The sequence below is a fragment of the Nocardia crassostreae genome (assembly GCF_001613405.1).
In the GTDB taxonomy this organism is placed as follows: Bacteria; Actinomycetota; Actinomycetes; order Mycobacteriales; family Mycobacteriaceae; genus Nocardia; species Nocardia crassostreae.
On the sequence record NZ_BDCH01000012.1, the window covers coordinates 243,947 to 270,870 of the forward strand.

The 26,924-nt window shown below is 68.8% G+C and carries 23 protein-coding genes and 2 pseudogenes; 17 read left to right on the forward strand and 8 right to left on the reverse strand.

Going from position 1 to position 26,924, the window contains the following annotated elements; translation table 11 throughout:
• The first annotated feature begins 189 nt into the window (after positions 1-189).
• Entirely contained in the window at positions 190-714 is a 525-nt protein-coding gene (locus tag NC4_RS07950; protein WP_067534448.1) for a hypothetical protein, read from the forward strand.
• A gap of 6 nt (positions 715-720) precedes the next feature.
• Here NC4_RS07950 and NC4_RS07955 read toward each other — a convergent pair whose 3' ends face one another.
• Positions 721-1,200, reverse strand: coding sequence for an MmyB family transcriptional regulator (locus NC4_RS07955; RefSeq protein WP_067534451.1), 480 nt, complete (start codon positions 1,198-1,200; stop codon positions 721-723).
• A 122-nt stretch (positions 1,201-1,322) separates the two neighbouring features.
• Here NC4_RS07955 and NC4_RS07960 point away from each other — a divergent pair, with 122 nt between their 5' ends.
• The 4 genes from NC4_RS07960 to NC4_RS07975 all read left to right on the forward strand — a co-directional run bounded on the left by NC4_RS07960 (position 1,323) and on the right by NC4_RS07975 (position 8,169).
• On the forward strand, positions 1,323-4,922 hold the full coding sequence (locus NC4_RS07960; protein WP_084528670.1) for an ATP-binding protein: 3,600 nt from the start codon (positions 1,323-1,325) through the stop codon (positions 4,920-4,922).
• 85 nt (positions 4,923-5,007) lie between these two features.
• Positions 5,008-5,622, forward strand: coding sequence for a CHAP domain-containing protein (locus tag NC4_RS07965; protein WP_067535937.1), 615 nt, complete (start codon positions 5,008-5,010; stop codon positions 5,620-5,622).
• Positions 5,623-5,827: 205 nt separating this feature from the next.
• Positions 5,828-7,171: a hypothetical protein gene (locus NC4_RS07970; RefSeq protein WP_067534457.1), complete on the forward strand. Its 1,344-nt coding sequence runs from the start codon at positions 5,828-5,830 to the stop codon at positions 7,169-7,171.
• Between the two features lie 272 nt (positions 7,172-7,443).
• Positions 7,444-8,169: a DUF1906 domain-containing protein gene (locus tag NC4_RS07975; RefSeq protein ID WP_067534460.1), complete on the forward strand. Its 726-nt coding sequence runs from the start codon at positions 7,444-7,446 to the stop codon at positions 8,167-8,169.
• 4 nt (positions 8,170-8,173) lie between these two features.
• Here NC4_RS07975 and NC4_RS07980 read toward each other — a convergent pair whose 3' ends face one another.
• Together NC4_RS07980 and NC4_RS07985 are read right to left on the reverse strand one after the other, a co-directional pair.
• On the reverse strand, positions 8,174-8,533 hold the full coding sequence (locus NC4_RS07980) for a hypothetical protein (RefSeq protein WP_067534463.1): 360 nt from the start codon (positions 8,531-8,533) through the stop codon (positions 8,174-8,176).
• Positions 8,534-8,659: 126 nt separating this feature from the next.
• On the reverse strand, positions 8,660-9,442 hold the full coding sequence (locus NC4_RS07985; RefSeq protein ID WP_067534465.1) for an Rv1157c family protein: 783 nt from the start codon (positions 9,440-9,442) through the stop codon (positions 8,660-8,662).
• Between the two features lie 299 nt (positions 9,443-9,741).
• On the opposite strand from NC4_RS07985, the gene NC4_RS07990 reads away from it, so the two are divergent.
• Positions 9,742-10,980: a mannosyltransferase gene (locus tag NC4_RS07990; protein WP_084528672.1), complete on the forward strand. Its 1,239-nt coding sequence runs from the start codon at positions 9,742-9,744 to the stop codon at positions 10,978-10,980.
• Here NC4_RS07990 and NC4_RS07995 read toward each other — a convergent pair.
• Both NC4_RS07995 and NC4_RS08000 read right to left on the reverse strand, forming a co-directional pair.
• A complete protein-coding gene (locus NC4_RS07995; protein ID WP_067534468.1) occupies positions 10,909-11,202 on the reverse strand; it encodes a 4a-hydroxytetrahydrobiopterin dehydratase in 294 nt (97 codons plus the stop codon). The two genes, NC4_RS07990 and NC4_RS07995, sit on opposite strands and share 72 nt — an antisense overlap.
• Before the next feature lie 20 nt (positions 11,203-11,222).
• On the reverse strand, positions 11,223-11,402 hold the full coding sequence (locus NC4_RS08000) for a hypothetical protein (RefSeq protein WP_067534471.1): 180 nt from the start codon (positions 11,400-11,402) through the stop codon (positions 11,223-11,225).
• 104 nt (positions 11,403-11,506) lie between these two features.
• Between NC4_RS08000 and typA the strand changes: the two genes are divergently transcribed.
• From typA to NC4_RS08040, 10 genes are all read left to right on the forward strand, one after another.
• Positions 11,507-13,447, forward strand: a complete 1,941-nt coding sequence (typA, locus tag NC4_RS08005) for a translational GTPase TypA (RefSeq protein WP_439957488.1) — start codon at positions 11,507-11,509, stop codon at positions 13,445-13,447.
• Between the two features lie 299 nt (positions 13,448-13,746).
• A complete protein-coding gene (locus NC4_RS08010) occupies positions 13,747-15,465 on the forward strand; it encodes an ABC transporter family substrate-binding protein (protein ID WP_067535942.1) in 1,719 nt (572 codons plus the stop codon).
• A 73-nt stretch (positions 15,466-15,538) separates the two neighbouring features.
• Positions 15,539-16,465 (forward strand): N-acetyl-1-D-myo-inositol-2-amino-2-deoxy-alpha-D-glucopyranoside deacetylase, encoded by a 927-nt coding sequence (gene mshB / locus NC4_RS08015; RefSeq protein WP_067535945.1) that lies wholly within the window; start codon positions 15,539-15,541, stop codon positions 16,463-16,465.
• A 5-nt stretch (positions 16,466-16,470) separates the two neighbouring features.
• Positions 16,471-16,629: a hypothetical protein gene (locus tag NC4_RS40960; RefSeq protein ID WP_169814747.1), complete on the forward strand. Its 159-nt coding sequence runs from the start codon at positions 16,471-16,473 to the stop codon at positions 16,627-16,629.
• On the forward strand, positions 16,626-17,129 hold the full coding sequence (locus tag NC4_RS08020; RefSeq protein WP_067534474.1) for a hypothetical protein: 504 nt from the start codon (positions 16,626-16,628) through the stop codon (positions 17,127-17,129). The genes NC4_RS40960 and NC4_RS08020 overlap by 4 nt, the downstream gene beginning before the upstream one ends.
• 125 nt (positions 17,130-17,254) lie before the next feature.
• The gene (locus NC4_RS08025; RefSeq protein WP_067534477.1) at positions 17,255-18,565 is read left to right on the forward strand and encodes an FAD-binding oxidoreductase; all 1,311 of its coding nucleotides are present in this window, start codon (positions 17,255-17,257) and stop codon (positions 18,563-18,565) included.
• Positions 18,566-18,780: 215 nt separating this feature from the next.
• A complete protein-coding gene (locus NC4_RS42275) occupies positions 18,781-19,086 on the forward strand; it encodes a hypothetical protein (protein WP_245721559.1) in 306 nt (101 codons plus the stop codon).
• A gap of 23 nt (positions 19,087-19,109) precedes the next feature.
• The gene (locus NC4_RS08030; RefSeq protein WP_369690721.1) at positions 19,110-21,188 is read left to right on the forward strand and encodes a sensor histidine kinase; all 2,079 of its coding nucleotides are present in this window, start codon (positions 19,110-19,112) and stop codon (positions 21,186-21,188) included.
• A 39-nt stretch (positions 21,189-21,227) separates the two neighbouring features.
• Positions 21,228-21,623, forward strand: coding sequence for a roadblock/LC7 domain-containing protein (locus tag NC4_RS08035; RefSeq protein ID WP_067534480.1), 396 nt, complete (start codon positions 21,228-21,230; stop codon positions 21,621-21,623).
• Positions 21,620-21,994, forward strand: coding sequence for a DUF742 domain-containing protein (locus NC4_RS08040; RefSeq protein WP_067534482.1), 375 nt, complete (start codon positions 21,620-21,622; stop codon positions 21,992-21,994). Before NC4_RS08035 ends, NC4_RS08040 begins: the two co-directional genes overlap by 4 nt.
• A gap of 2 nt (positions 21,995-21,996) precedes the next feature.
• Here NC4_RS08040 and NC4_RS08045 read toward each other — a convergent pair whose 3' ends face one another.
• The 3 genes and pseudogenes from NC4_RS08045 to ilvD form a co-directional block, all read right to left on the reverse strand.
• On the reverse strand, positions 21,997-23,541 hold the full coding sequence (locus NC4_RS08045) for a GMC family oxidoreductase N-terminal domain-containing protein (RefSeq protein ID WP_369690701.1): 1,545 nt from the start codon (positions 23,539-23,541) through the stop codon (positions 21,997-21,999).
• A gap of 70 nt (positions 23,542-23,611) precedes the next feature.
• Positions 23,612-23,953, reverse strand: a pseudogene (locus NC4_RS44435) (oxidoreductase); the annotation flags it as partial.
• 115 nt (positions 23,954-24,068) lie between these two features.
• The gene (ilvD, locus tag NC4_RS08050) at positions 24,069-25,919 is read right to left on the reverse strand and encodes a dihydroxy-acid dehydratase (protein WP_067534485.1); all 1,851 of its coding nucleotides are present in this window, start codon (positions 25,917-25,919) and stop codon (positions 24,069-24,071) included.
• 179 nt (positions 25,920-26,098) lie between these two features.
• On the opposite strand from ilvD, the pseudogene NC4_RS08055 reads away from it, so the two are divergent.
• A pseudogene (locus tag NC4_RS08055) lies at positions 26,099-26,893 on the forward strand (helix-turn-helix transcriptional regulator).
• Positions 26,894-26,924 lie beyond the last annotated feature (31 nt).

A 26,924-nucleotide genomic window follows, 5' to 3' on the forward strand; every position in this document is an offset into this window, starting at 1 on the left:
CGATCCGGTCGAATCCCATGGGTTCGATTCATGTTCGGGGACTATAATTCCCGATGTCGAACAGGTCGGACGTCGAGGAGATTTGTCCGAGTCGGGTGACTCGGCGACCGGCATTCCCTCGGATCAGAAGTCAGCAACCGGGCGCGGGGCCGCACCAGCGGCCCCTCATTCTCGAAGGAGAAGGCGCGCATGCCCGATCCCATGAGCACCAAGGTCTACCTCTCGGATGCAGCGTCCGGATCCCCCGCCCTCAGCCTTTTCCTCGTCCCCGAACCCCGCGTTCCCGGCGGCTGCATGCTGCATCTGCTGGAGCAGACGCCGCTCACCGGCCGCTCCGTGCCCCGCCCGAATCCCGTCCTGGTCGACTGGTTGCAAGTGCACACCTCGCCCGCCATCCGCACCCGATTCCGGGCCTTCCGCCCCGGCCTGCCCGATCCGCGCCGGGTGCGCGCCGTCCTGCACGATCACTTCATCGCCGATCCGGCCCCGATGGGCTTGGACATCGCCGATCCGGAGGAGCTCACCCGGCTCGAACTGCTGCCCGAGCACGTGCTCGGCGCGCGTCGCATAGACGACTTCCACGATCGGGCCGTGCGCGAGGCCATGCTCGCCGTCTACCGGCACTTCGGCGTGGACCGGCACATACCACTCATGTATCACGGCTATGCCGAACCCGAGGACGGCTGGTTCGAGGTGCCCGCCGCCGAGGCGTGAGCGCGATCAGTCGAAAGGCACCAGGGTCATCAGCGACCAGGGCCGATTCGGATACGCGAAGCGGAAAGTCTGCACGTGCAGCTTGCTCTCGGTATGCGTCTGCGGTGACACCACGACCGCCGTGCGCTGCTGCGGAATCTCGGCGGTATCGGCCTTGTGCCACAGCTGATCCCACTCCGGGGCGCGCTGGCACAGGTTCAGCACCTCCTCGATCCGGCTGGCGGGCACCGATTCCGGAGCGAAGCGCCGGAAGGCCGTGACCATGAGCTGCGCTTCGGCCTCCCAGTCCCGCAGCACATAGCGGGCCATCGGCTCGAGCATGTGCGCGGTCAGCAGATTCATCCCCGACGCGGTGCCGGGAAACAGATCGCGGAATGCGGCATTGGCCTCGATCACGTCGAACGCGCCGTCGTGCAGACAGGCCGGATGCGGAAAGCTGTGCAATACCGCGAGATCGGCCGCGGGCACTCCGGAGGGGGCGAACATTCTTGGCAGTGTGCGGCACAACTCTTCGTGTTCACTTCGTATCGGGTTAAGCCCGGTCACAAGACTGGGTACTGCCGCAGAATTTCTGCCATATTGAAGCTCAAAGTTTGGTCTGGTCCGATATGGGTACGGGGTTGTTCGGTGCGATGGCGGTGACGCGAATCGGGGTGCTCGGCCCACTGCACATCAGCATCGACGGTCAACGGGTGCCGCCGGGCGCACCCATGCAATGCGCCGTACTGGGACGATTGGTCGCCGCGGGCGGGCGGGTGGTGCCCACCGATCGGCTCATCGACGATCTGTGGAACGGCGATCCGCCGACCAAAGCCGTTGCCGCCCTCCAGGTCTACATTCACAATCTGCGCCGGGTGTTCGAACCCGACCGGCCGCGGCGGGGGCGCTCGCGCGTCATCGTCTCCGAATCGCACGGGTACGCGCTCAACCTGGAACCCGCACAGGTGGATTCGTGGCATTTCGAGCAGCTGCTGCACGGGCACGAATCGGCCATGCGGGATCCGGCCGGGCGGCCCGATCCGCTGGAACAGTGCCGGGTGCTGGACGAGGCGCTGGCCTGCTGGCACGGGACGGCCTTCGAATCCTTCGCCGGAATGCCGTGGGCGGCACAGGAAACCGCCCGGCTCGCGGCGCTGCGGCTCACCGCCGCCGAACTCCGGGCGCAGGCCGCGCTGGAGATGAACCGGCCCGCCGAGGTGGTGCTGGCCCTGCGGCCCATTCTGGAGGAGCATCCGGGGCGGGAGGAATGCGCGCGGCTGCTGGCGCTGGCCCAGTACCGGCTGGGGCAATCCCTGGACGCGCTCGCCACGGTGCGGCACAGCCGGGAATTCCTCACCCTGGAGTTCGGGGTGGATCCCGGTCCGGGACTGCGGGATCTGGAAACCGCCATCCTGACGCACTCGGTGGACAGCGATCCGCCGACCACGCCGCTGGTGGTGCGCACCCCCGAACCCGTGGCCGTCCCGGACGAACTGCCGGACAGCGGATATGTCGAACAGCGCGATGCCATCCTGGCGGCGGCCGATATCGCGGCCGCCGGACATGTGCGCCTGGTGTGGGTGTCCGGTGAGGCCGGAGCCGGGAAAACCACACTGGCCGCGGCCATTACCGCGCAGCTGGCGGAACGATCGTGGTCCACGGTGTTCGGGCGCTGTCCCGAGGTGGAGGGCGCGCCGCCCGCCTGGGCCTGGGCCGAGGTCCTCACCGGTCTCGATGACGCCGCTCCGGAAACCTATACGGCCGCAGACGCTTTCACCCTCGCCCGCCGCGTGGTCCGCGCCTGCCGCGAACGCGCGGCCGCGGCCCCCTTCGCCATCGTCCTCGAGGACGTGCACGGTGCGGACACCGCCACCCTGCAGGTGCTGCGCCAGGTCGTGAACTGGCTGCGGGACCGCCCCATCCTCATCATCGCCACCCTGCGCGGCACCGAAGCCGGTCCGGGCGTGCGGGATACGGCCGCGGCCCTGGCCCTGTTCACCGCCGACCGCATCGAACTCGACGGCCTCGATCTCGCCGGAACCCGGCACGCCGCGGCCGCCGCCGGTCTCACCCTGCTCGACGATCGCACCGTCGCCCTGCTCCGCCGCCGCACCGGCGGCAACCCGTTGTTCGTCCGCGAACTCGCCAAACTCGTCGCCACCCGGGGCACCACCGTCGGCCTCCCCGACACCGTCCGCGACCTGCTCGGCCACCGCATCGACCAACTACCCGCCGATGTGGCCGAACTCCTCCAGCACATGTCCATCTGGGGCGAGGACTGCGACATCACCACCCTCGCCGCCGCGACCACCCACCCCACCGACACCGTCATCGATCTGCTCGCCACCGCCGAGGCCGCCCGCCTGCTCCGCACCGACCGCACCGGCCGCCTGGCCTTCGACCACGCCCTCATTCGCGAGACCGTCTACTACGGCATCCCCGTCCTCCGCCGCTCCCGAATGCACTGGGCCGCCTTCGAACTCCTCCGCGACCACAACCCCACCGACGGCAAGACCCCGCCGCCGACCCCCGGCCGCTCCGCCAGCGGCGCGGCCCTGGCCCTCTCCGCCAACAGCGCCGCCCTCGGCTTACCCCGACGCGACGAACCCCCCACCCCCTCCGTCAGCGCCGCAGCCCTCGCCTTCTCGGCAAACGACCCGCTGGCTCCCGCTGCCAGCGATGCGCGCGAGGAGTTCTCGGGGCGTGGGGTGGAGCGGGGGCGGGATGTCGACGCGCTGGCGCATCATGCGGCATTGGGGGCCAGTCCGGAGACCGCGGTGGAGGCGCTGGGGTTCGTGCGGGCTGCGGCTCGGCGGTGTGTGGAGCGGCGGATGCGGGCGGATGCGGTGCGACGGTGGCGGTCGGTGCTGACGTTGCACGAATTGGCGGGGCATGCGGAAGACGGTGCGGGGCAGGGTGATCGGGAGGCGCTGCTGGAGGCGCGGTGTGAGCTCGTCACGGCGCTGGCCTACGACGGGCAGCATATGGCGGCGCGGGCGGTGCGGGAGCAGTCCATCGCATTGGCGGAAGCGCTCGGCGGGACGGAGTTGCTGGCGCGGGCGGTGACCTGCTGGCCCACGCCGCTGATCTGGTCGGTGCACGATTGGCATACGCCGGATCCGCGGATTCGGGAGCCCTTGCGGATCGCGCTGGCGGATCCGGAGCTGCCGGTGCGGGTGCGGATTCTGGCGCAGGTCACCACCGTATTCGACTGGGCGCTCGACGATTCGGACGCGGCACGGGAGCTGGCGGATGCGGCTTTCGCGCTCGCCGCGGAACTCGATGATCCGGATCTGGTGTGCACGGTCGTGAACGCGCAGGCGTTCGCCGCCTTCGCGGCGGGCGGATTCCTGCGCGCCCGCGATGTGAAAAGCCATGCCGCGCAGCTGCTCCGGATTTCCACGGAGGCCAAGCTCACCGAATTCCGGGCGCTGGCGCACTATCTGCTCTTCCGCGCCGATCTAGCCGACGCGGATCTGGTTGCGGCGGACGCGCATGCGCGCAGTGCGGCCGCCTACTCCACCGACGGCCAGTTGCGGCACCTGCTCGACGCCATCACGCCCTTCGACATGGTGCTGGAACTATTGCGCGGCAATGTGGAGGAGACCCTGCGCATGCTGGAGGACGGCAGCTCGGCGGCGGAGGAGATCGTGGCGCATTCCGAGGAGGGCGCGGGCGAGTACACCCGCGACCCCAATGCGCTGCACATCGGCATCGCCATCTCCATCGGATGGCTGACCAACGATCTGTCCGGCCTGGCGGACGACCTCGGCCGACGCGCGGCCATCAAGCCCGAATTGTTCGCCTACGGCCACGCTCTCGCACTGGTGCACGCCGGGCGCGAGGAGGCCGCCCGCCGCGTGCTCGCGGCCAATCCGCCCATGGCGCGGCAATTCTGGTCCAGTTTCACCGCGACCCGCGCCCGCGTCTGCCTCGCGCTGGGCGATCTGTCCGCGGCGCGGGAGATCTACGACCGCTTGCTGCCCTACGCCGGATCGGTGGGCGGTCTGGAAACCGGAGCCACCGTGCTGGGCCCCATGGACCACGTCCTCGCGAACCTCGCCGACGCGCTCGGCCATCCGGATCGCGCCGCCGTCCACCGCGCCGCCGTCCACCGCGCCGCCGGAGACCGGCTGCAACAGCGGCTGCGCGCCGATCTGGCCGCGCTGTCGGAGCAGGCCGCACAGCGGCGAGTCCTGGCGAATCCCCGCCCGCACCCCGCCCTGTAGTTTCGGCGCACCGGTTGCGTTTCGCCGCGGCACGGATATGAAGATCAAGACGCGGCCGACGGGCGGCCGCACTCGGGAGGGGCGCATGATCATCGAGCGGGAGACGCGGCGCGGCAGAGCCTTCGGCTGGATCGCGGTGGCGCTGGGCATCGCCCTGATCGCGACCGCCGGAATCGTCGGCGTGCGCTGGTGGTCCGATCGCGACTGGCCAGCGCTCGCGGGGGAGCGGTTGCGCGATTTCCCAGCGGTCGACCGGACCGGACTGGACGGCACCCAGTCGCGGATCGTGGATGTGCTGCAGCAGGAATTCCGGGCGCAGCAGCCGGGAACGAAGTATTCCGAGGGTGTGGACGAGCCGTGGTGCGCCTACTTCGTGAGCTGGGTGATGCGCGAGGCGGGCCGATCCCTGGCTAATCCGAATTCCGGATCCTGGCGCATTCCGGGCGTGTACACGCTGGAGGAGTACTACCGCGGCGCGGGCCGATTCGAGGCCTGGAACTCGGGTTATCAGCCCAAGGTCGGCGATGTGGTGATGTACACCGACGCCAGCCCCTTCAATCAGCACACGAATATCGTGATCGGCGCGCAGGCGGGAACGATCATTTCCGTGGGCGGCAATGAATTCGGGAAAATCACCATCCACGAGTACCGGCCCGACGCCGTTTCGGGCCTGGTCGGCTACGGCAGGTATGCCGGTTAGACCTCCACTGGTATTGGACCCGGACTCTGGAATGTAGATACCTCGCAGGTTCCACATTCTGGAAACACCGGAACCGGAGGGTAGGACTCGGCGGAACTTCCGCCTACGATGGTGGCGGCGGTGCCCGGCAGCATCGCCGATCGATCCCTGTCCTGCTGCCCCCTCATCGGCAGGACAGGGGTCTCCGCCCGACGAACGCAGCTGGATGACACCGTCCCCGGAACCGACTTGGATCGATTACGCCGAATTCGGCGAACGTTTCGTGGCGGCGGCGGTAACGGAATCCCGGATCGAGGCGGCGGTGTCCGGTATGGACGGACGCGGAATGACCATTGGTCCCTTCTCCATCGGCCCGGCCGGATTGGCGCGATTCGTCGCCAAGGGCAGTGTCGGCAAGCCCACCGTCATTCGACGCGGCCCGCATGTGCACTTCGATGTCGGGTTGCCGGTGAAACTCCGGGTCGACGTCACTTTGGGCGGGCAGCGACTACGGCTGGAAGCGGTCGTGGAAATCGATCTCCAGATGCATGCGCGCGCCGCGGATCCGCTGCTCGTGGTCATCGATATTCCACCGGTCACCGGTCGGGACGTCAGTTTCGTCATGCGGGCGGCGGCCATCGGCACCGCCTTCGAGCTGCTGGTCGACCCCATTGCCAAGCTGGTGCAGAACGAAGTCGCCAACCGCATCAATGCGATTCTCGAGGATCCCGACGCCCAGCGCGGCCGCACCTTCGATGTGGAAGCCATCCTGAACGGCAGCAAATCGCCGTATCGCGGTCGGCCGACCCACGAATGGATCGGCTACGACGAATTCGGCCATCGCTTCTTCGAGCGCATTGTGACCGCCGAACGGGTGCAAGAAGTCGTCGAGTCCATGGCGGGCAAGCCCATCGAGGTCGGCCCGATGCGCGGCGGTCCGGGCAATAAGGCGCAGGTCTCGGTGAAGGGCACCGTGCGACTACCGCGGGTCGCCGAATCCGGCCGGGCCACCGGGGCGTCCGAGGGGTCAGCGGCGGCCGAGCCGGTGACGGCACAGCCCCCCGCGGCACCGCGTATCGCCGAGATCCGGCCCGCCGCACCGGCAACCGCTCCCGCAGCGGCGACCGCCCCCGGACCGGCATCCGCCGACACTCCAAGGCCCGCCACCGCGACCGTGCCCGCCGCGCGTCCGTCCGAGGCCACCGGGGGTTGGCATACCGATGCGCGCACCCAACTGGTGACCTTCGATCTCACCATTCCGGTGAGCCTCGACATCACCGTGGACGTCTTGCAGTCCAATCGGTATCGCGCCGAGGTCCAGGTACCGGTCGCATTGACCGCCCGCGCGGCCGATCCGCTGCTCATCGTCATCGATGCCGCCGCGCCCCGCGCCGAGGACATCGATCTGGAACTCACCGCCGAGGGCTGGCGCGCGGCCGCGCTGGGCAAGGTGGCGGGCATTCGCAAGCAGATCGCCGCCCAGGTGGCGCGGGTGGTGCGGGCCGAGGTTTCGGATGTCTCGCGCCGCACCATCGACGTGGCGGCCCGGCTGCAGGGCACGCGGGTCTGAGCCCCGCGCGGGCCCGCATGTCAATTGCCCGATTGCGCACCTGTGGGACATGTGATGCGTGTGGGTCCCGTGAGCCCGGCGATTCCAATGTGAATGTGGTGAAATGAAGCCACGCTCCAGGGCTCCCGGCGCACTGATGATCAGTTAGTCGTCATCGGGGAAGGTGCGCCGGGCACGCCGCTTCTTGTTCCACCGATCGTCGGCGGATCTTCATTTCTCTCTTCGCCCCCGGTCGGCATGTTCGACCAGCGAGTGTGCGAAGGAGTTCCGCGATGCGTATCGACCATGTCAGCCGCCGGTCCTTTCTCACCGGGGCCGCCGCCCTCGCCACCGGCGTGACGGCGGGACTGACCCTCCCGGCCCCCGCCGCGCAGGCGCGGCAACAGCTGGGCACCCTCCTCGATTACGCGGGCGGCGTCCCCGCGGCCGAGGTCATCAGCGCCGAAGGACATATGGGCGTCATCCGCTACGTCTCCGACCGGCGACCGGGCGCGGAATGGATGGCGGGCAAACCGCTGCTGGCGCGCGAGGTCGAAGCCCTCGCCGCGGCCGGGCTCACCGTCGTGTCCTGCTACCAGTTCGGCAAGGGCCCCACCGCCGATTGGCGCGGCGGCTACGAGGCCGGGCTGAAGCACGCCGCCCGCGGCCTGCTCCTGCACAAATCGGCGGGCGGCCCGGACCACGCGCCCATCTACGCCTCCATCGACGACAATCCCGCTGCGGCGGAATGGGAATCGCAGATCGACCCGTACCTGCGCGGCTGGGAGACCGTGCTGGGCCGGGACCGCGTCGGCGTCTACGCCAATACCCCCACCATCGACTTCATTCGCGACGTGGGCCTGTGTTCCTTCTTCTGGCAACACAATTGGGGCACCCCCAAGGGCTACGTGCATCCGCAGGCGCACCTGCACCAGTTCGAGATCGACAAGCGCGCGGTGGACGGCATCGGCGTGGACGTCAACTCCGTCCTGGCCCCGCAGTACGGGCAGTGGTGGTAGTTCCCTAGGTCTGGCAGTGGCAGGTGGGGTCGGCCCGGAGATCGGGTTCGTCGGCGACGACGCGCAGCAGCGGCCGGGGTTCGTGCTCGGTGGCGCCCTCGCCGAAGGCCTGGCGGTCGCCCATCCACGAGAACATGGACCAGCGCGACAGACCGGAGAAGGCGGAGCCGAGGCTGCCGAACGAGGCCGACGAGATGATCGACCCGAAGGAGCCGACCGAGCCGATCGACAGCACCGAGCCCACGCTGCCGATGGACAGGACCAAATAGGCCGAGCCGATCGAGAGGATCGAGCCCTCCGAACGGATCGACAGGATCGATCGGCGCGAATGCAGTCCCCGGGCGGAGTTCTTCACAGCGGCCATATCTAGCGGTCTACCACAGGAACTCATCGCACACACGGTTCCCGGGTGCGGCGTTGCGATCCGGGCATTGCAAAAGTTCGGGCCCCCTCGCGGTGGCGAGGGGGCCCGAACTTGAGGTGAGCGCTTTTACGCGACGGTGAAGAAGCCGACCGTCGGCAGGAACGAGCAGGTGATGGGCTGCGCGGACTCATCGGCCTGGGTGGTCAGCGAACCCGAGACCAGGGCGACCACGCGGCCGGAGCCGGTGGGGGCGATGGCCGACAGGGTGGCCGGGCCGTCCGGGTTGATCTTGGCCTCGTCGGTCAGGTTCATGACGCCGGTGGCGCGGGTGTCCAGGTTCAGCCACTGCACGGTCATGGGCGGGTTCTGCACCTCGGTGGGCCGCTTGGTGCCCAGCGCGGTGAAGACGAAACCGGTCTGACCGGCCGCCGGTCCGGGCGGGGGCAGGGTGGCCGGGCCCGCCACGGCGAGCGCGGTGCCCACCGAATCGGCGCTGGAGCTGATGCAGCCCTTGCCGATGGTCGGCCACAGGAACTGCGAGATGACCGGGCCGTCCTGCGGGATGTCCGGACCGCCGCCGCCGCTGCCGTCGAGGAACTTGATGATCCGGTTCAGGGTGTCCTTGATCGACTGCGGCAGCGGAGCCGACTCCAGGATCCGCTTCGCCTGATCGAGGATGGCCTGCTGCGGGCCGGGGGAGGCGATATCCGCGGGACCCGCGGCCGCGCCGATGATGGCGGGTACCAGCGAGGCGAGCGCGTCCACCGGGACACCCTCCGGAATTGCCGGAATGCTGACGGTCGCCTGCGTTTCAGGCGCCGCATGCGCGGCGGTCGGCACGACAACGGTGGCGCAGGCCGCCAGGGCCACTGCGGTCAATGCGAACCGCGATCCTCGGGTGCGAAGCACTGGTGTAGCCGTCCTTACCTCGGGTACATCTAGCAGCGATGGAGACATCGCTCCGCGCCACTCTAGGGACCGGGCCGCCGTCTTGTACAGCCACGGTGTGATCTTGCTGTCCTTGATCGGCTCAGGCTATCGAACAACCGACCAATTTGCGTGTTACAGATGTGGTCGTTGATGCGAATGTTACTGCCTAGGATGCGCGTTTCGCTGCACATTCGGGCTTATGACTACTCTTGTTCGTGGTCCTCACCGGGACCGGATTGCCCGCGCCCACATGTCGTCCGAGCTGAAAGTGCCGCGCCGTGAATCGACACTTCCGACTGGCCGTCGCGGCGCTCGGTCTGGCGGCGCTGACCCGCCTCGCCTGGGTGCTGTTATTGCCCAATGGCATGAACTTCGTCGATCTGCACGTCTATGTGGACGGGTCGGCGAATCTGGGTAGCGGACATCTCTACGACTACACCGACGCGAGCAAGACGCCCGATTTTCCGCTGCCGTTCACCTATCCGCCCTTCGCGGCGCTGGTCTTCTACCCGTTGCACTTCCTGCCGTTCGACGTGGTGGCCATCGCCTGGTTGTTGCTGACGGTGGCCGCGCTGTTCGGCGTGGTGTGGCTGGCGCTGGAACTCATGCTCGGGAAAGAAGCGCTGCGCGAACCGAAGTGGCGCACCGTGGCCGTCTGGTGGACGGCCGTCGGCACCTGGCTGGAGCCGATGCGAACGACCCTGGACTACGGCCAGGTCAATGTTTTCCTGGTGCTCATCGCCATGCTCGCCGTGCGCAGCACCCGGTGGTGGATTTCCGGCGCGCTGGTCGGCGCGGCCGCCGGGGTGAAGCTGACCCCGGCCGTCACCGGGCTGTACTTCGTGGCGCGGCGGCGGTGGCTGACCGCGGTGTGGTCGGCGATGGTCTTCGCCGGAACCATCGGGCTGATGTATCTGATCACGCCGGACGAGACCCGGAAGTACTTCGGGGAGTTGCTCGGCGACGCCACCCGGATCGGGCCGGTGGGTTCGGCGACCAATCAGTCGCTGCGCGGCGCGATCAGCCGGTTGCTCGGCCACGATGTGGGTACCGGCCCGGTGTGGATCGTGGCGGTGCTGATCACGGCCGTGCTCGCGGTGCTGGCCTGGCGGGCGCTGGCGGCCGACGACCGGCTGGGCACGCTGCTCATCGTGCAGCTGTTCGGCTTGATGGCCTCGCCGATCTCCTGGTCACACCATTGGATCTGGCTCATCCCGGTCATGCTGTGGCTGCTGTACGGCCCGCTGCGCGAGGCCGCGGGCGCGCGACTACTGGCCGGATACTGGCTGGTGACAACGGCTGTCGGCGTGCCGTGGGTGCTCTTGTACGCGCAGCCGGACATCTGGACCATCTCCCGGCCGGGCCTCTTGTCCTGGCTCGGCACGGTCGATGTGATCGGCGTTCTGATCTTCTATGTGTGGGTGGCCCGATCCGGCCGCCGGAACTCAGCTCTGAACGGCCAGCCGGTCGATCTCGTGCGCCAGGGCCATGTCCAAGGCGGTCAGTCCGCCCGCTGAATGCGTCGATAGCGTGAAAGTTACTCGCCGCCAGCGGATATCGATATCCGGATGATGATCGGCGGCTTCCGCCGCCACCGCGACGCGGCGCACCAGTTCGATGCCCGCCAGGAACGACGGGGCTTCGACGGTGCGGGCGATGCTGTCGCCGGTGCGGATCCAATCGGGTAGGTCGAGCAGGGCCTTGCTGATGTCGTCGTCGGAGAGCAGCGCGGGTGTCATGCCTCCGGTGTACTCCGCGATCAGGCCGCGCGGGCGGCTTTCAGGCCCTTCTTCAGCTCCTTCTTGGAGCAGCAGCCCGAGGCTTCCAGCTTCTTCATGCGCATGATCACGACAGGGCACTTGTAGCACCGCGTCTTCTTGCGGCAGCACTTCTTCTTCGGCTTCAGACTCGAAACGTCCTTCGCCTTCACCTTGCCCATGTTGGTTAGCTTAACCTAACTCGTACGCGCTAAACGTGTGAGTTACCTCGAACGGTAGTGTGTAGCTCGCCGCATGCCCGTGGAGTTTCGCATTTTGCTCAAGCATGACCCGGGTCGGCACCAACACTTTGCACCAGGAGGAATCAATCGTGTCGTCTGTCGAGTTCCGTAACGTCGCCATCGTGGCGCACGTCGACCACGGCAAGACAACACTGGTCGACGCCATGCTGCGTCAGTCCGGGGCGTTCGCCGAACGTGCCGAACTCGTCGACCGAGTGATGGACTCCGGTGATCTGGAGCGCGAGAAGGGCATCACCATTCTCGCGAAGAATACGGCAGTGCACCGCCACAATGCGGACGGTTCGGTGACAGTCATCAATGTCATCGACACCCCCGGCCACGCCGACTTCGGCGGTGAGGTCGAGCGCGGCCTGTCCATGGTCGACGGTGTCGTGCTGCTGGTCGACGCCTCCGAGGGCCCGCTGCCGCAGACCCGCTTCGTGCTGCGCAAGGCCCTGGCGGCCTCGCTGCCGGTCATCCTGGTGGTCAACAAGACCGACCGCCCGGACGCCCGCATCGAAGAGGTCGTCGAGGAGAGCCACGACCTGCTGCTGGACCTCGCCTCCGATCTGGACGACGAGGCCTCCGAGGCCGCCGAGCTGGCCCTGGACCTGCCGGTGCTCTACGCCTCCGGCCGTGAGGGCAAGGCCTCCACCACCCGCCCCGAGAACGGCAGCGCGCCGGACGCGGAGAACCTCGACGAGCTGTTCGAGGTCCTCATGAAGTACGTCCCCGGCCCCAAGGGCGATGCCACCAAGCCGCTGCAGGCGCATGTCACCAACCTCGACGCCTCGCCGTTCCTCGGCCGCATCGGCCTGGTGCGCATTCACAACGGCACGCTGAAGAAGGGCCAGAACGTGGCCTGGATGAGCGCCGAGGGCACCAAGACCGTAAAGATCACCGAGCTGCTCAAGACCGTCGGCGTGGAGCGCTCGCCCGGTGAGGAGGCCGTGGCCGGTGACATCGTCGCCGTCGCGGGCATTCCGGAGATCATGATCGGCGACACCCTCGCCGATCCGGAGAACCCGGTCGCCCTGCCGCGCATCACCGTCGACGAGCCCGCCATCTCGGTGACCATCGGCACCAATACCTCGCCGCTGGTCGGCCGGGTGCAGGGTCACAAGCTCACCGCCCGCATGGTGAAGTCGCGCCTGGATCAGGAACTGGTCGGCAATGTCTCGCTGCGCGTGCTCGATATCGGCCGCCCGGACGCCTGGGAGGTGCAGGGTCGTGGTGAGCTCGCGCTCGCCATCCTGGTCGAGCAGATGCGCCGCGAGGGCTTCGAGCTGACCGTCGGCAAGCCGCAGGTGGTCACCAAGCAGGTCGACGGCAAGGTGCACGAGCCCTTCGAAGAGCTGACCATCGACTGCCCGGACGAGTACCTGGGCGCCGTCACCCAGCTCCTCGCGGCCCGCAAGGGCAAGATGGTGCAGATGAGCAACCACTCCGCCGGGTGGGTGCGCATGGAGTTCATCGTCCCCTCGCGCGGCCTCATCGGCTTCCGCACCGACTTCCTCACCGAGACCCGCGGCACCGGTATCGCCAATGCCGTGTTCAACGGTTACGCCCCGTGGGCCGGTGAGATCCGCGCCCGCCACACCGGTTCGCTGGTGTCCGACCGCGCCGGATCGGTGACCCCGTTCGCCATGATCCAGCTGGCCGACCGCGGCCAGTTCTTCGTGGAGCCGGGCGCGGACACCTACGAGGGCATGGTCGTGGGCATCAACCCGCGCGCCGAGGATCTCGACATCAATGTCACCCGCGAGAAGAAGCTGACCAATATGCGGTCCGCCACCGGTGACGTGCTCGAGACCCTGGCCAAGCCGCTGCAGCTGGATCTCGAAGGCGCCATGGAGTTCTGCGCGGGCGACGAATGTGTCGAGGTCACCCCCGAGGTCGTGCGTGTGCGCAAGGTCATCCTCAATGCCAACGAGCGGCAGCGTGAGATCTCCCGCCGCAAGGCCCGCGACAAAGCCGCGCAGTAGCCAAATGCAACGGCTCGTGGGCCAGTGTGCCCACGAGCCGTTGCGCCACAGCGCCCTCCGGCGCACGCTCCCAGTAGGATCGATTTCCGGTTCGTTCCGCGCTTGCGCAGCTCTAGATCCGGCCGTCTGACGTCCACGATTGTGGTTCGCGGCCGTCTCGTTCTGGACTGACGGAGCGGGGGAGCGAAGCGGAGGAGCGGAGGAGGGAAGAACGAGACCTCAGGGCCGCGAACCCGCCGGAGCGAAGCGGAGGCAAATTGGACACAGCTCGGGTGCGCGCATCGTGGCGTGCGGTGTTGATGGTGGTGGCGACGGGTTTGGCGGTCGCCACCGGGTGCACCGCGAATCCGCCGCCGCCGATCGAGAGCACCGACAGCCCCAAGACGACGCCCGCCAAACCGAGCAAGAGCTCGGTGGTGGTGGCGGTGGACGATATCGGCATCGGGTTCAATCCGCATCTGCGGTCGCAGCTTTCGCCCGCGACCGCCGCGGTGGCCTCCATGGTGCTGCCGAGCCCCTTCCGGCCGGTGCCCAGTCCCGCGGTGCCTGGCGGGACCGACTGGGTTTTGGATCCGGCGCTCATGGTGGCGGCGGACGTCACGGCGCAGGAGCCGTTCACCATTACCTATCAGCTCAAGAACGAGGCGTCCTGGTCCGATGGCGCGCCCATCGCCGCCGAGGACTTCCGATACCTGTGGCAGCAGATGATCGCGCAACCCGGTGTGGTGGATCCCGCTGGGTACCGGCTCATTTCGGATGTCAGCTCCTCGGCGGGCGGTAAGACGGTGACCGTCACCATGGCCTCGGAGTATCCGGCGTGGCGGCAGCTGTTCGCCGATCTGCTGCCCTCGCATCTGGTGAAGGACAGCGGATTCGAGCAGGGGCTGGTCGACACCATCCGCATCTCGGGCGGGCAGTTCCGCATCAAGCAGACCGATCGCGGGCGCGAGGAGATCCTGCTCGAACGCAATGACCGGTACTGGGGCAAACCCGCGGTGCCGGATCAGATTCTGATGCGCCGCGGCGGCACGGCCGCGCAGGTGGCCGAATCGCTGCGGGTCGGGGACGCGCAGATGGCGCTGGTGCGCGGCGGGGTCGCCCTGCAGGCGCAACTGGCCGCCATCCCGTCGGTGCGGACCGCCGTCCAGGCGCAATCGCGGGAAATGCAATTGGTGCTCAATGGCCGCAGTGGCGATCTGGACGATGTGCGGGTGCGCCGCGCCGTCATCGGGCTGCTCGATCCGGTGCTGCTGGCCACGGTGGGCGCGCAGACCGGCAGCTGGGTGGAACCGGTGCGTGCGCAGGTGCTCGCGCCCTCGGATCCGGGCTATGTGCCGACCGCGCCCGCCCGGCTGAGTAAAGAGGAGGCGTTCGCGCTGCTGGCCGAGGCCGGATTCGGGCGCGCGCCGGAACAGCCGGTCAGCGATTCCCCGACCTCGCCCGCGCCGCAACCGCGCCCGATCGCCAAGAACGGCAAATCGCTGACCGTGCGCATCGGCGCGGTCGACGGCGACGACGCGTCGCTGGCGGTGGCCAATTCCGCCGCCGACCAATTGCGCAGCGCCGGAATCGATGTCATCGTCAGCAGCGTCGGAGCCGAACAGCTCTACGGCAAGGATCTGAGCGACAGCGGTATCGACGCCATTGTCGGCTGGGAGCGCGCCGGGGACGATCCGGCCACCGTACTGGCCTCGCGCTACGGCTGCCCGCCCGTGGAACCGCCCGGGGGCAACGGGGATTCGACCGCCGTGGACGATGCCAAGACCGCGCCGTCGAATCTGTCGGGCGTCTGCGATCCGACGCTGCAACCGGCCATCGACGCCGCGCTGCGCGGTATCGACGTGCCGAAGGTGATCGCGGAGGCCGAGCCCAAACTGTGGGAGCTGGCCACCGTGCTGCCCATCGTGCAGGACACCCAGGTCGCCGCCGCCGGGCCGAATGTGGACGGCGCCTCGCTGCAGGGCGCGATCCAGGCCGGTATCTACGCCGATGCCGCGAACTGGCGGCGGCTGCCGTGAGCGAGCGCAGCGAGCGAACCAACGGCGCAGCGCGCACCGCGCACGCCCACGACGAGCGCAGCGAGGAGTGGGCGTGAGCGCCGCGACCGCGACGGGCGGGCTGCTGCTGGTGCACGCGCATCCCGACGACGAATCCATCACCACCGGCGGCACCATCGCGCACTATCGGCGGCTGGGCATTCCGGTGACCGTGGTGACCTGCACCCTCGGTGAGGAGGGCGAGGTCATCGGTGACGAGTACGCGCATCTGGTGGCCGATCGGGCCGATCAGCTCGGCGGCTACCGGATTCACGAATTGACCGGGGCCCTGGCCGCGTTGGACGCGGCGCCGCCGCGGTTCCTGGGCGGCGCGGGCCGTTGGCGCGACTCCGGGATGGCGGGCACGCCGTCGGCCCGGAATCCGCGCGCCTTCGTGAACTCCGGGGATGCGGCGGTGGACGCGCTGGTCCAGGTGATCCTGGAACTGCGCCCGCGCGTGGTGGTCGGCTACGACCCGCGCGGCGGGTACGGGCATCCGGATCACATTCGCGCGCACGAGATCACGATGGCGGCGGTGGACGCGGCGGTCGACTGGGGCTGGGCGGTGCCGAAGGTCTACTGGACCGTCACCGACCGCGCCGTGCTGACCATGCACACCGATGCGCTCAAGCGCCGCACCGTCGATCAGCTGCCGGGCGCGCTGCCGCGCGGCTGGCGGCTGCCGCACGACGGCGAATTGGCCAGTGTGCCCACCGAATCCGTCACCACCACGGTGGACGTCTCGGATGCGCTCTCCGCCAAGCGGGCCGCCCTGCGCGCCCATGCCACCCAGGTGACGGTCGCGCCGTCGGGCCGCGAGTTCGCGCTGTCCAATGACATCGCCCAGCCGGTGCTGCCGGAGGAGCACTACATCCTGGTGCGCGGCGAGCGCGGCCCGGCCGGACCGGACGGCCGTGAGCACGATCTCTTCGCCGGATTGCCCGACACGCTCGGGTCCCGGCCCGTCGACGTGAAACACTGACCGGCATGTACAACTGGGATCTGCAGAATGCCATCGCGGCATTCGTCGAGAGCCAGCGCCCGCACTTCCAGGCGCAGCACGACCTGTACCTGCACGTGCTGTACGGATTCGTCGATATGCAGAGCCACCTGCTGACCCTCCTCGGCTTCCCGCCGGTGCCGTGACCGCCGCCGTGGGCGCCCGTCCGGGCGATTCCGGGGCCGTCACCAAGCGCGGGCGCAGTTGGTTCAACGGGGTGATCGCCGGACTGCTGGTGATCGACGCGCTGGTCACCCTCGTCCTCGAGGTGTTGTTCCTGCCGATCTATGCCGGGCAGGCGAATGTGCCGCAGTCCGATCCCCTGATGGCCGAGGCGTCGGCGCTGGCGGCGAACCTCACCGCCGGGGCCATTCCACTGCCGCTCACGGCCTTGGCGGCGGCCGTGGTGAATGTGCTGCTGGTGGCCGGAATGGCCACCGTCACAGACAATCTCGGCCTCATCGTGGCGCCGCTGACGGTGTGGACGCTCGGATACCTCTATCTCGCGCTGTTCGCGGGGCCCGGCAATGATGTGGTGCTCATACAGGACTGGCCCAGCATGCTGCTGCTGTTGTGCGGGCTGTTCCCGGCCGGGCTGTACCTCTATTGGCGGGTCAACGCGAATCTGCGCCCGGCCACCCGCTGATTTCCGCTGCTCACCCTGCCGCAGTCACACTTTCCGGACCTGCTTCGTCAATGGAGTGAACCGCGCCGCTCCGGCTTCCCGCCGGAGCGATGACGTACCGATCACTTCGATGAACGAGGAAGACAATGGCTTTCGAAGAGCTCCGTAATGCTGTCCAGGGTCGCGTGCTGGTGTCCGGCGACGCCGGGTACGAGGCGGCGGCCGCGGCCTGGAACAGCGCCATCGCGCAGCGACCGGCCTGTGTGGTGGAGGCGGCCGATGCCGCCGATGTGGCCGCGGTGGTGCGGTTCGCGCGGACCGCCGGGCGGCCGGTGGTGACCCAGCCGACCGGGCACGGCGCGACCGGCGAGATCGAGACCGCGATCCTGCTGCGCACGGGCGCGCTGAACACCGTCGAGGTGGACGCGTCTGCGCGACTGGCCCGGGTCGGTTCCGGCGCGAACTGGGGTCGGGTGCAGGCCGCGGCCGCGGTGCACGGGCTGACCGGACTGGCGGGCAGCAATCCGGTGGTCGGCGTGACCGGCTACACCCTCGGCGGAGGCCAGGGCTGGTTCGGGCGCAAGCACGGCTGGGCCTCGGATGCGGTGCGCGCCTTCGAGATCGTGGATGCGCAGGGCCTTCCGGGCCGGGTGACCGCCGACAGCGATGCCGAGCTGTTCTGGGCGCTGTGCGGTGGCGGCGGCGATTTCGCCGTGGTGACCGGAATCGAGTTCGAACTGTTCCCCGCGCCGGGGCTGTACGGCGGCCGGGTGCTGTGGCCCGCGGTGCAGACCCGGCAGGTGTGGGAGACGTTCCGGGAGTTGACCGCGGCGGCCCCCGACGAGCTGTCGGTGTGGTTCCACCGGTTGCAGCCGCCGCAGGCCCCGGAGTTGGTGGCCCTGGACGTGGCGTATCTGGGCGATCCGGAGCAGGGCCGCGTGCTGACCGCCGCCATCGATCGGATCGGCGGGGTGATCGCCGATAAGCGCGGTGCGCTGTCGGTGGCCGATCTCGGTGACATCTGCGCCGAGCCGACCGCGCCGAGCCCGTCCATGTCGCGGGCCGAGCTGCTGACCGATCTGGATGACGCGACGGTGAAAGTTCTGCTGGGCGAACCGCTTGCGCCGCTGATCAATATGCAGGTGCGGCATCTCGGCGGTGCGCTGGCCCGGACCGCTCCGGGCGCGGGTGCGCGCGGACCGGTCACCGAGCCCTACCTGCTGTACCTGCTCGGCCTGGGCCTGCCGCAGCTGAAGGAGGCCGTGGCGGCCAAGCGGCGCGAGATCGTCGAGGCGCTCGGTGCGCACGTCTCGGGTGCGAAGCCGTACACCTTCCTGATTCCGGGCGAATCGGCCGCTGCCGCCTTCGATGCGGAGACGCTCGGGCGGCTGCGCGCGATCAAGACCGCCCGCGACCCGCACAATGTGATCCGGGCCAACTACCCGGTGCGCGGCTGATCCTCCGGATGACATGAATCCGTAGTCACTTCGGGATCCATCCGTTACTCTCACCGCGAGGAAGCGTGACGAATCGCTCATTTCGAGCAGTTCGACACGCAGGTGGGACGCAGAAATGCGTTCGGGAGCGGAAGATTTAAGTGGGCAGCTGGCAGAACTTGCGCAAATCGGTTGGCAGGCTATCCGATTCGAGTGGGCGCGGACTCCGCGGCTGGATGAGCGTCCGCACGCGATTGCTGGCGATCGTGCTCATTTCCAGTGTGACGCTGCTGGCCATCGGCGGCGGTGCGGCCGTGTATCTGGTGCAGAACGCCCGCGAGGCCAAGCAGTGGGCCGAATTGGCGAGCAGCACAACCACACCGGCGATTCTCATGGTGTCCGCCTTCGAGGAGGAACGCCGACTGTCGGTGCTGCGGCTGGCCGGTGATCCGGACGCCGTGAACGAGCTGATCGGCGCCCGCCAGCGCTCGGACGCGGCGCTGGCCGCCGTCATCGCCAAGGGGATGCGGCCCGGGAGCTGAATCCGAACGGGTCGGCCGCCGATATCGAGGGCTACAACAAGCTTTTCGCCATGGTCCCGACACTGCGCGCCGGGGTGGACTCCACCCAGATGGCGGCGGAGCAGGTCTTCGGATTCTTCACGGCGGTGATCGGGACGATCATTTCCGCGTCCATGCTGGCGGCGCGGGTCGCGCCCGATGCCGAGATCGGCATCGAACTGGGTTACGGCGTCGAACCGCTGCGGGCGGCGGAGGCGCTGTCCCAGGCCGACACCATGGGTGCGGTGGCGCTGACCACCGGGGAGATGCCCGCGGCGACTCTGCTCGAATTCGGCCGCCGGGTGGGGGAACTCCGCAGCGAGGTCGCCTATTCGGCCTCGGTGCTGAAGGGGGTGCGGCTCGAACAGCTGAACACCATTACCGCGAGCACCGCCTGGCAGCAGGTCACCGCCATGCAGGACGCGCTGCTGCTGCGCGGGCCGGTGACCGCCGAGACCGACGAGAAGACCGGTAGCGCAGCGGAATCCGAGGAACAGGCGGTCGAGCTGCCGACCGATCTGGCGTCCTGGCAGCACGCGTCCCGGCAGGTCAATGTCGCCCTCCAGACGCTGTGGGAGGACCAGAGCCGCGATGCGCACGTCATCGCCCGCGCGCAGGGCGAGGAGGCCACTCGCAACTCGCTGCTCGGCGGGGCGGGGGTGCTGCTCATCGCCACCGTGGCCTTCGTGCTGGCGTTGCTGCTGGCCAATCGATTCATCGGGCGCATGCGCCGATTGTGCCGCGACACTCTGCAATTGGCCGATGAACGCATGCCCGAGCTGATCCGCAAGCTCGGCGCGGGCGAGGACGTCGATGCCGAGGCCGAGGTCTCGCGGCTGGACTTCGGCACCGATGAGCTGGGGCATGTGGCCGATGCCTTCAACCGCGCCCACGTGGTGGCGGTCTCGGCCGCGGCGGGCGAGGCCAGGACGCGCGCCGGTATCAATGCGGTGTTCCTCAATATCGCCCATCGCAGCCAGGTCGTGGTGCACCGGCAGCTGTCGCTGCTGGACCGGGCCGAGCGCGAGGAGAAGAACGCCGATCAGCTCGAATTGCTGTTCCAGCTCGACCATCTCGCGACGCGGGCGCGGCGCAATGCCGAGAACCTCATTATTCTGGGCGGCGAGCAGCCGGGGCGGCGCTGGCGGAATCCGGTGGCACTGCTGGATCTGGTGCGCGGCGCGGTGGCGGAAAGCCTGGACTACGCCAGGATTCAGACCGGGCGCATGCCGGAGGTGTGGATCGCCAGCCGCGCCGTCGCCGACGTGATCCATCTGCTGGCCGAGCTGCTGGACAATGCCACCGCGTGCTCGCCGCCGGAGTCGGAGGTCACGGTGTCGGCCGTGGTGGTCGGCCGGGGCGTGGCCGTGGAGATCACCGATCAGGGACTCGGCATGACCGAGACCGAATTCGCCGAACGCAATGCGGTACTGGCGGATCCGCCGGACTTCAGTGTGGCGACGTTGTCGGGCAATACCCGGCTCGGACTGTTCGTGGTCGCGAAACTGGCCGCGCGCCAAGGTATCTCGGTGCGACTCGGCGAGTCGGTGTACAGCGGCGTGCGTGCGGTGGTGCTGATTCCGTCGGTGCTGCTCGAGGGTATCGGCGCACATGCTCAGCTGCGCGGCGGCCGGGGCTCCGAACCGCTGAGCGGTGGGCCGGACACCCTGCAGAATCTCGCGCCCGTCTGGCCGAGCGCGCTGCGCTCGGATCGGTTCCCGGCGGTGCCGGTGGCGGATGAACCGGTGCGACAGTCGAATTCGGCTCCGGTGTCGACCCTGGTGAGTGATGGCCCGGCCCTGATCGAGCGTTCCGATTCCGGCGCGCTGGGCGCACCGGCGCTGCCCGCGGCCCCGCAGACTCGGGATCCCCGTCCGGTGCCGGTGAACGGCGCCCGGCCCGCCCTGCCGCGCCGGAGCCGCAAGGCGGCCGAACAGCCGCCCGCCGACGCACCGTCTGCGGCCGCTCCCGCGTCCGCCACCGCGCCGCGCCCGCGCACCGCGGAGGAGGCGCGCAGTCTCATGAGTGCGATCTCGAAGGGCACCCGCCAAGGCCGCCGGGTGCGCCCCGAATCCACCGACTAGACCCGATCCACCCATAACTCCATCGACGAGAAGGCGATCATGACCACTTCCCAGCGCATCGATCTCGGCTGGCTGCTCGACGAACTGGTCAACGGCCTGACCGCCGCGCAGTCGGCCGTGCTGCTCTCCACCGACGGCCTGCTGCTCGGATCCTCTGCGGGACAGGACCGTTCGGAGGCCGAGAAATTCGGCGCCATGGCCTCGGCCCTGCACAGCCTGGCGCGCAGCGCCGGTCACCACTTCAAGGCCGGTGCCGTGGTGCAGACGGTGGTGGAACTGGATCAGGCGGTCCTGTTCATCACCGCGGCCGGGGAGAACGCCTGCCTGGCGCTACTGGCCGCCGACACCGCCGATATGGGGCTGGTGGCCTTCGAGATGAATCAGACGGTGCAGCGCGTGGGCACCCATCTGTCGGTCGACCCGCGCAGGCCATGAACGAGCCACGCGAACACTGGTACGAGGACGAGGCGGGCCCGCTGGTCCGCCTCTACGCCGTGACCCGTGGTCGCGGCCGCACCGAGCGGCCGGAGCTGACCATGTCGACGCTGGTGGTCGTCGCCGACCGCGGACCCCGGCTGCGGCGGACCGAACCGGAGTACGCCGCCATCGAGAACCTGTGCCGCGCACCATTGTCGGTGGCGGAGGTCCCGGCGCACCTGCACCTGCCGCTGACCCTGACCAAGGTGCTGCTCGGCGATCTCATCGACGACGGGGTGATCATCTTCCGGGCGCCGCCGACGCCGACGGGCAGCAGCGCCGATATGGGGCTGCTGCACGCCGTACTGGAAGGCATCCGGTCGCTCTGAGACTAGGTCAGCCGGGCCGCGAGCCGGGTGGCGTTCATATGGGCGATGGCCTCGATGGACACCATGGGGTTGACGCCGGGGGCGGTGGGGAAACTGGAGCCGTCGGCGACGACGATATTGCCGACATCCCAGGTGACGCCGTCGGGATTGGTGGCCGAGAGCTCCGGGGTGCCGCCCATGCGGGCCGAGCCCATGATGTGCAGGGCGCCCATGGCGCACTGGCCCGGACCGTACCCCGCCGCCTTGCACGCGGCGTCGAATTCGGCGAGCGAGCCGCGGGTCCCCGGTTCGAAGGAGACACCGGCCTGATGGCCCGAAAAGATGCGGCGCGCGCCCGCGGCTTCGAGAATCTGTGCCGCGCCGACGATTCCGGTGTGCAGGTAAGCGGCGTCGTAGTCCGAGAGCTTGTACTTCACGATCGGCTCGCCGGTCTTGTCCACCTCGACGGTGCCCGAATCGCGATCGCGGGTAATGACGCCGACGGCATTCGAACGCGCGAAATCGAGCATGGTGGAACGGAATGCGGCCGCGCCGCGCCAGCTCATGAACCCGGTGCCGAGACCGGGATGGGTGGGACCGGTCTCGTAGATGACGCCGTAGCCGTTGCCGTCCAGATCGGCGTGGTGGCGGCTGATGCGGGTCTGCAGGCCGCCCTCCCAGGGGCGGATCTCCTCGTCGAAGACGCCGAAGACGGCGGCGGCCGGGTGCAGGCGCAGGTGGAGGCCGATGTTCTTGTTGCGCAACCCGGATCGTCGCAGCAGCGCGGGTGTCTGGACGGCGCCCGCGGCGACCACCACGGCGCGGGCCGTCACGGTGATCTCCGCGCCGCCGCAGGTGCGCGCCGACACCGATTCGGCGTGACCGTTCTTCACCTCGATGCGGCGCACATCGGCGTCGACCACCAGGCGGGCGCCGTGCGCGGCGGCGTCGGCGAGCCAGGTCTTGGCCGTGGACTGTTTGGCGCCCAGGCGGCAGCCGTAGCCGCAGCGGCCGCATTCGATACCGGCGTCACAGGCATCGGATACGTTGCGGGGCAGGGTGTCCACATCCCAGCCGAGTTCGCGGGCGCCACGCTCCAGGATGGCGTCGCGCAGCGACAGCGGCGAGCGTTGATCGGTCACGCCGATGCGCTTGGACACCGCAGTGAGGGCGTCCCCGTACTCGGCCTCGGCGAACTGCGGCACGCCCAGTTCGGCCCATTCCTGGCGGACCCGGTCGGGGGTGGGCAGCGAGGTGCTCCAGTTGACGACCGTGCCGCCGCCCAGGCAGCTGCCCGCGACCAGCGTGATCTGGCCTTCCGCCGAGGCGGCCGGGCCGGGGGCGTACATGGTGGTGAGGGCCGCCAGTTCGCCTTTGCCGAAATCCCGGTCGTCGTAATAGTTTCCGCGCTCCAGGACGATCACGTCCAGCCCGGCTCCGGCGAGCACGGCGGCGGCCGCGCCGCCGCCCGCACCCGAGCCGATAATGACGACATCGCAGGTGAGCGTGGTGGATTCGGTGAACCGCAGCGGTTCCAGCGGCGGTCTTCGGCGCGGTCGGCAACGCACCCGCCGGAGCCGGATAGCCGATCTCCTTCCACAGCGGATTCGTGCCTGTCGGGCCGGGTGTCACGTTGTAGGTGAGCAGCGCCGCGCCCTTGAGCGCCTGGAAGATGGCGCGCACCGGCGCGAGCCCCGAATCGCCGAGGCGCAGCAGCGCCGCCTCGCGCCGCTCCTGCGGCAGTGTCGAGAACTTCCGCAGGCCGTTGCCGGTGAGCAGCCCCAGCAGCCGCGAATCCCACATGCCGAGCAACATGGCCAGCTGCTTCTGCTCGGCCTCGCGCGGATTGCGCCCCAGAATGGAGAAGATGGTGTCGACGGCGCCGAGCTCGCTCGCCGGTGGCAGCGACAGCCCGTCGCCCGGCAGGAACGTATCGCAGATCATGCCCAGTGCGGCCCGCTGTTCGGCCGTAGGTTCCATGACGAATCCACCCTTCGTGAAGCTCGGGTGATTTCTACCACATAGCCATGAATCCGCGCTTACTTTGACCGGCTTTCAACTGGTGAAAGTTACTGAATCCGAGGTGAATTCGTAATTACATGGCGGCGGTCTCGGGTAGTTCCCGTACGCCGCCCCGGTCCGCGGACTGCGCGAGCAGGGCATAGGCGCGCAGCGCCTTCGACACCGGCCGCTCGCGGTGGCGCGGACGGAACCCGGCGGCGGCCTGTCGGGCGCGGCGCGCGGCGAGTTCGGTCTCGGGCACCTCCAGCCGGAGCGTCCGGGTCGGGATGTCGATGGTGATGCCGTCCCCATCCTCGACCAGGGCGATGACGCCGCCCGCAGCCGCCTCCGGGGAAACGTGCCCGATGGACAGTCCCGAGCTGCCGCCGGAGAAGCGGCCGTCGGTGACGACCGCGACCGAATCGGCCAGGCCGCGGCCTTTCAAATACGCGGTGGGATAGAGCATTTCCTGCATGCCGGGCCCGCCGCGCGGGCCCTCGTAACGGATCACGAGCACATCGCCCGCTCGCACCCGTTCGGTCAGGATGGCTTCGACGGCCTGCTCCTGGGATTCGGCCACCACGGCCTTGCCGTCGAAGGTGTGCATGCCCGCGGCGACGCCCGCGGATTTCACCACCGCGCCGTCGGCGGCCAGATTGCCGCGCAGCACCGCGAGCCCGCCATCGGCCGAGAACGCGTGCGCCACATCGCGAATGACGCCGCGCTCGGCATCGGTATCGAGCGACTCACAGCGCTCCGACTGCGAGAACGCGGTCGCGGAGCGCCTGCCGCCGGGCGCGGCATGGAACAACTCCACCGCCTCGGGCGCCGGATTCGGCCCGCGCACATCCCAGTCGTGCAGCCACTGCTCCAGCGAATCCGTGTGCACCGAACGCACATTCGGGTGCAGCAGCCCGGCTCGGTGCAGTTCGCCGAGGATGGCCGGGATCCCGCCCGCACGATGCACGTCCTCCATGAGCGCGCTGCCGTTCGGCGCGACCTTGCACAGGCAGGGCACGGTGTGCGAGCGCGCCTCGATCTCCTGGAGGGTGTGGTCGAGCTCGGCCTCGCGCGCGGCGGCCAGCAGGTGCAGCACGGTATTCGTGGACCCGCCCATGGCCAGGTCGAGGGCCATCGCATTGTCGAAGGCCGCCCGCGAGGCGATGGCCCGCGGCAGCACCGCGTCGTCGTCCTTCTCGTAGTAGCGGCGGGTGATGTCCATGACGGTCCGCCCGGCGCGTTCGTACAGGTCGCGGCGCGCGGTATGGGTGGCCAGGGGCGACCCGTTCCCGGGCAGGGCCAGCCCCAGCACTTCGACCAGGCAGTTCATCGAGTTGGCGGTGAACATGCCCGCGCAGGATCCGCAGGTCGGGCAGGCATTCTCCTCGATGCGGGCGATGTCCTCGTCCGAGACCGCGTCGTTGACGGCCTCGCTCATGGTGGTGATCAGGTCAAGTCGCTGCACCGTGCCATCGGTGAGCACGGTCCGCCCGCCTTCCATGGGTCCGCCGGAGACGAACACGGTGGGGATGTTCAGCAGCATGGCCGCCATCAACATGCCCGGAGTGATCTTGTCGCAGTTGGAGATGCAGACGAGTGCGTCCGCGCAATGCGCCTCGACCATGTACTCGATCGAATCGGCGATCAGATCCCGCGACGGCAGCGAGTAGAGCATGCCCCCGTGCCCCATGGCGATCCCGTCATCGATGGCGATCGTATTGAACTCCCGCGGTATCCCGCCCGCCTCCCGGATCGCCTCGCTGACGATGCGCCCCACCGGCTGCAGATGGGTATGCCCCGGAACGAACTCGGTGAAGCTGTTGGCCACCGCGACAACGGGTTTCACGCCGATATCGGCGCTGGGCACCCCGGAGGCGCGCATGAGGGCCCGAGCCCCCGCCATATTCCGCCCATGAGTAACAGTCCGAGACCTGAATTCCGCCATACCCGAATCTTGCAATCACCCCCCGCCCTCACGAAGACGCTCCTTCTACTGGTATTCCAACTACCACCCCAACGGGAGCAGGTACTGGTGCAGGTATTTGCCCGATTTTTCCTGCACCATTACCTGCTCGCGTGGGTCGGATACGGGTGTGGTGGGTGGGGGTGCTTAGGCTCGGGGCTGTGGAGGCGAGCGGTCGGCGGCGCGAGGAGCTGGGCGGATTTCTGCGCGCCCGGCGGGCGCAGCTGGATCCGACGGCCGTCGGGCTGCCGCCCGCTGGGCCGCGTAGGAGGGGCGGGCTGCGTCGCGAAGAGGTCGCTACGCTGTCCGGGGTCAGCGCGACGTGGTACACCTGGCTCGAGCAGGGCCGGGATATCTAGCCCTCCCGGCAAGTTCTGGATGCGCTGGCTCGGACGCTGCGCCTGACGCCGACCGAGCACGGGTACATCCTGTCCCTGGCCGGGTATGCGCCGTTGTCGGAATCCCCGGACGCGACAGCCGATTCCGCGCCTGCCCATATCCGGCATCTGCTGGACGCGCTCGATTTCCCCGCCTACGCCATCGCTCCCGACTGGCAGATCACCGGTTGGAACCGCGCGTACGCCGAGCTGTATCCCAATGTGGCGACGGTGGCTCCGGCCGAGCGCAACCTGCTGTGGCTCGTGTTCACCGATCCGTATGTGCGTGATCTGCTCCCGGATTGGGAGGTGACGAGCCGCCGGTTCCTGGCGGAATTCCGCGCCGAAGCCGGTCCGCGGCTGGGTGATCTGGCGCATACCCCGGTCATTCAGCGGCTGCTGGAAACGAGTGAACCTTTCCGTGCGGGCTGGCGCAGTCACGACATCGAAGGTTTCGCCTCGCGGGAACGGGTTTTTCACCATCCGGTGCGCGGAGATCTGCGTTTCGAACACCATCGCCTGGCCCCGGCGGACCACCCCGATCTGCATCTGGTGATCTACACGCCCATCCCGGAGTGACGGCTGAGTTTACGCCGTTTACTAAAACTGC

Excerpts from the sequence above, each read along its gene's own strand:
- NC4_RS07950 (WP_067534448.1), top strand. The coding sequence starts at position 190 with ATGCCCGATCCCATGAGCACCAAGGTCTACCTCTCGGATGCAGCGTCC.
- NC4_RS07955 (WP_067534451.1), bottom strand. The coding sequence starts at position 1,200 with ATGTTCGCCCCCTCCGGAGTGCCCGCGGCCGATCTCGCGGTATTGCAC.
- NC4_RS07960 (WP_084528670.1), top strand. The coding sequence starts at position 1,323 with ATGGGTACGGGGTTGTTCGGTGCGATGGCGGTGACGCGAATCGGGGTG.
- NC4_RS07965 (WP_067535937.1), top strand. The coding sequence starts at position 5,008 with ATGATCATCGAGCGGGAGACGCGGCGCGGCAGAGCCTTCGGCTGGATC.
- NC4_RS07970 (WP_067534457.1), top strand. The coding sequence starts at position 5,828 with ATGACACCGTCCCCGGAACCGACTTGGATCGATTACGCCGAATTCGGC.
- NC4_RS07975 (WP_067534460.1), top strand. The coding sequence starts at position 7,444 with ATGCGTATCGACCATGTCAGCCGCCGGTCCTTTCTCACCGGGGCCGCC.
- NC4_RS07980 (WP_067534463.1), bottom strand. The coding sequence starts at position 8,533 with ATGGCCGCTGTGAAGAACTCCGCCCGGGGACTGCATTCGCGCCGATCG.
- NC4_RS07995 (WP_067534468.1), bottom strand. The coding sequence starts at position 11,202 with ATGACACCCGCGCTGCTCTCCGACGACGACATCAGCAAGGCCCTGCTC.
- NC4_RS08000 (WP_067534471.1), bottom strand. The coding sequence starts at position 11,402 with ATGGGCAAGGTGAAGGCGAAGGACGTTTCGAGTCTGAAGCCGAAGAAG.
- typA (WP_439957488.1), top strand. The coding sequence starts at position 11,507 with ATGACCCGGGTCGGCACCAACACTTTGCACCAGGAGGAATCAATCGTG.
- NC4_RS08010 (WP_067535942.1), top strand. The coding sequence starts at position 13,747 with ATGGTGGTGGCGACGGGTTTGGCGGTCGCCACCGGGTGCACCGCGAAT.
- NC4_RS40960 (WP_169814747.1), top strand. The coding sequence starts at position 16,471 with ATGTACAACTGGGATCTGCAGAATGCCATCGCGGCATTCGTCGAGAGC.
- NC4_RS08025 (WP_067534477.1), top strand. The coding sequence starts at position 17,255 with ATGGCTTTCGAAGAGCTCCGTAATGCTGTCCAGGGTCGCGTGCTGGTG.
- NC4_RS42275 (WP_245721559.1), top strand. The coding sequence starts at position 18,781 with ATGAGCGTCCGCACGCGATTGCTGGCGATCGTGCTCATTTCCAGTGTG.
- NC4_RS08035 (WP_067534480.1), top strand. The coding sequence starts at position 21,228 with ATGACCACTTCCCAGCGCATCGATCTCGGCTGGCTGCTCGACGAACTG.
- NC4_RS08040 (WP_067534482.1), top strand. The coding sequence starts at position 21,620 with ATGAACGAGCCACGCGAACACTGGTACGAGGACGAGGCGGGCCCGCTG.
- ilvD (WP_067534485.1), bottom strand. The coding sequence starts at position 25,919 with ATGGCGGAATTCAGGTCTCGGACTGTTACTCATGGGCGGAATATGGCG.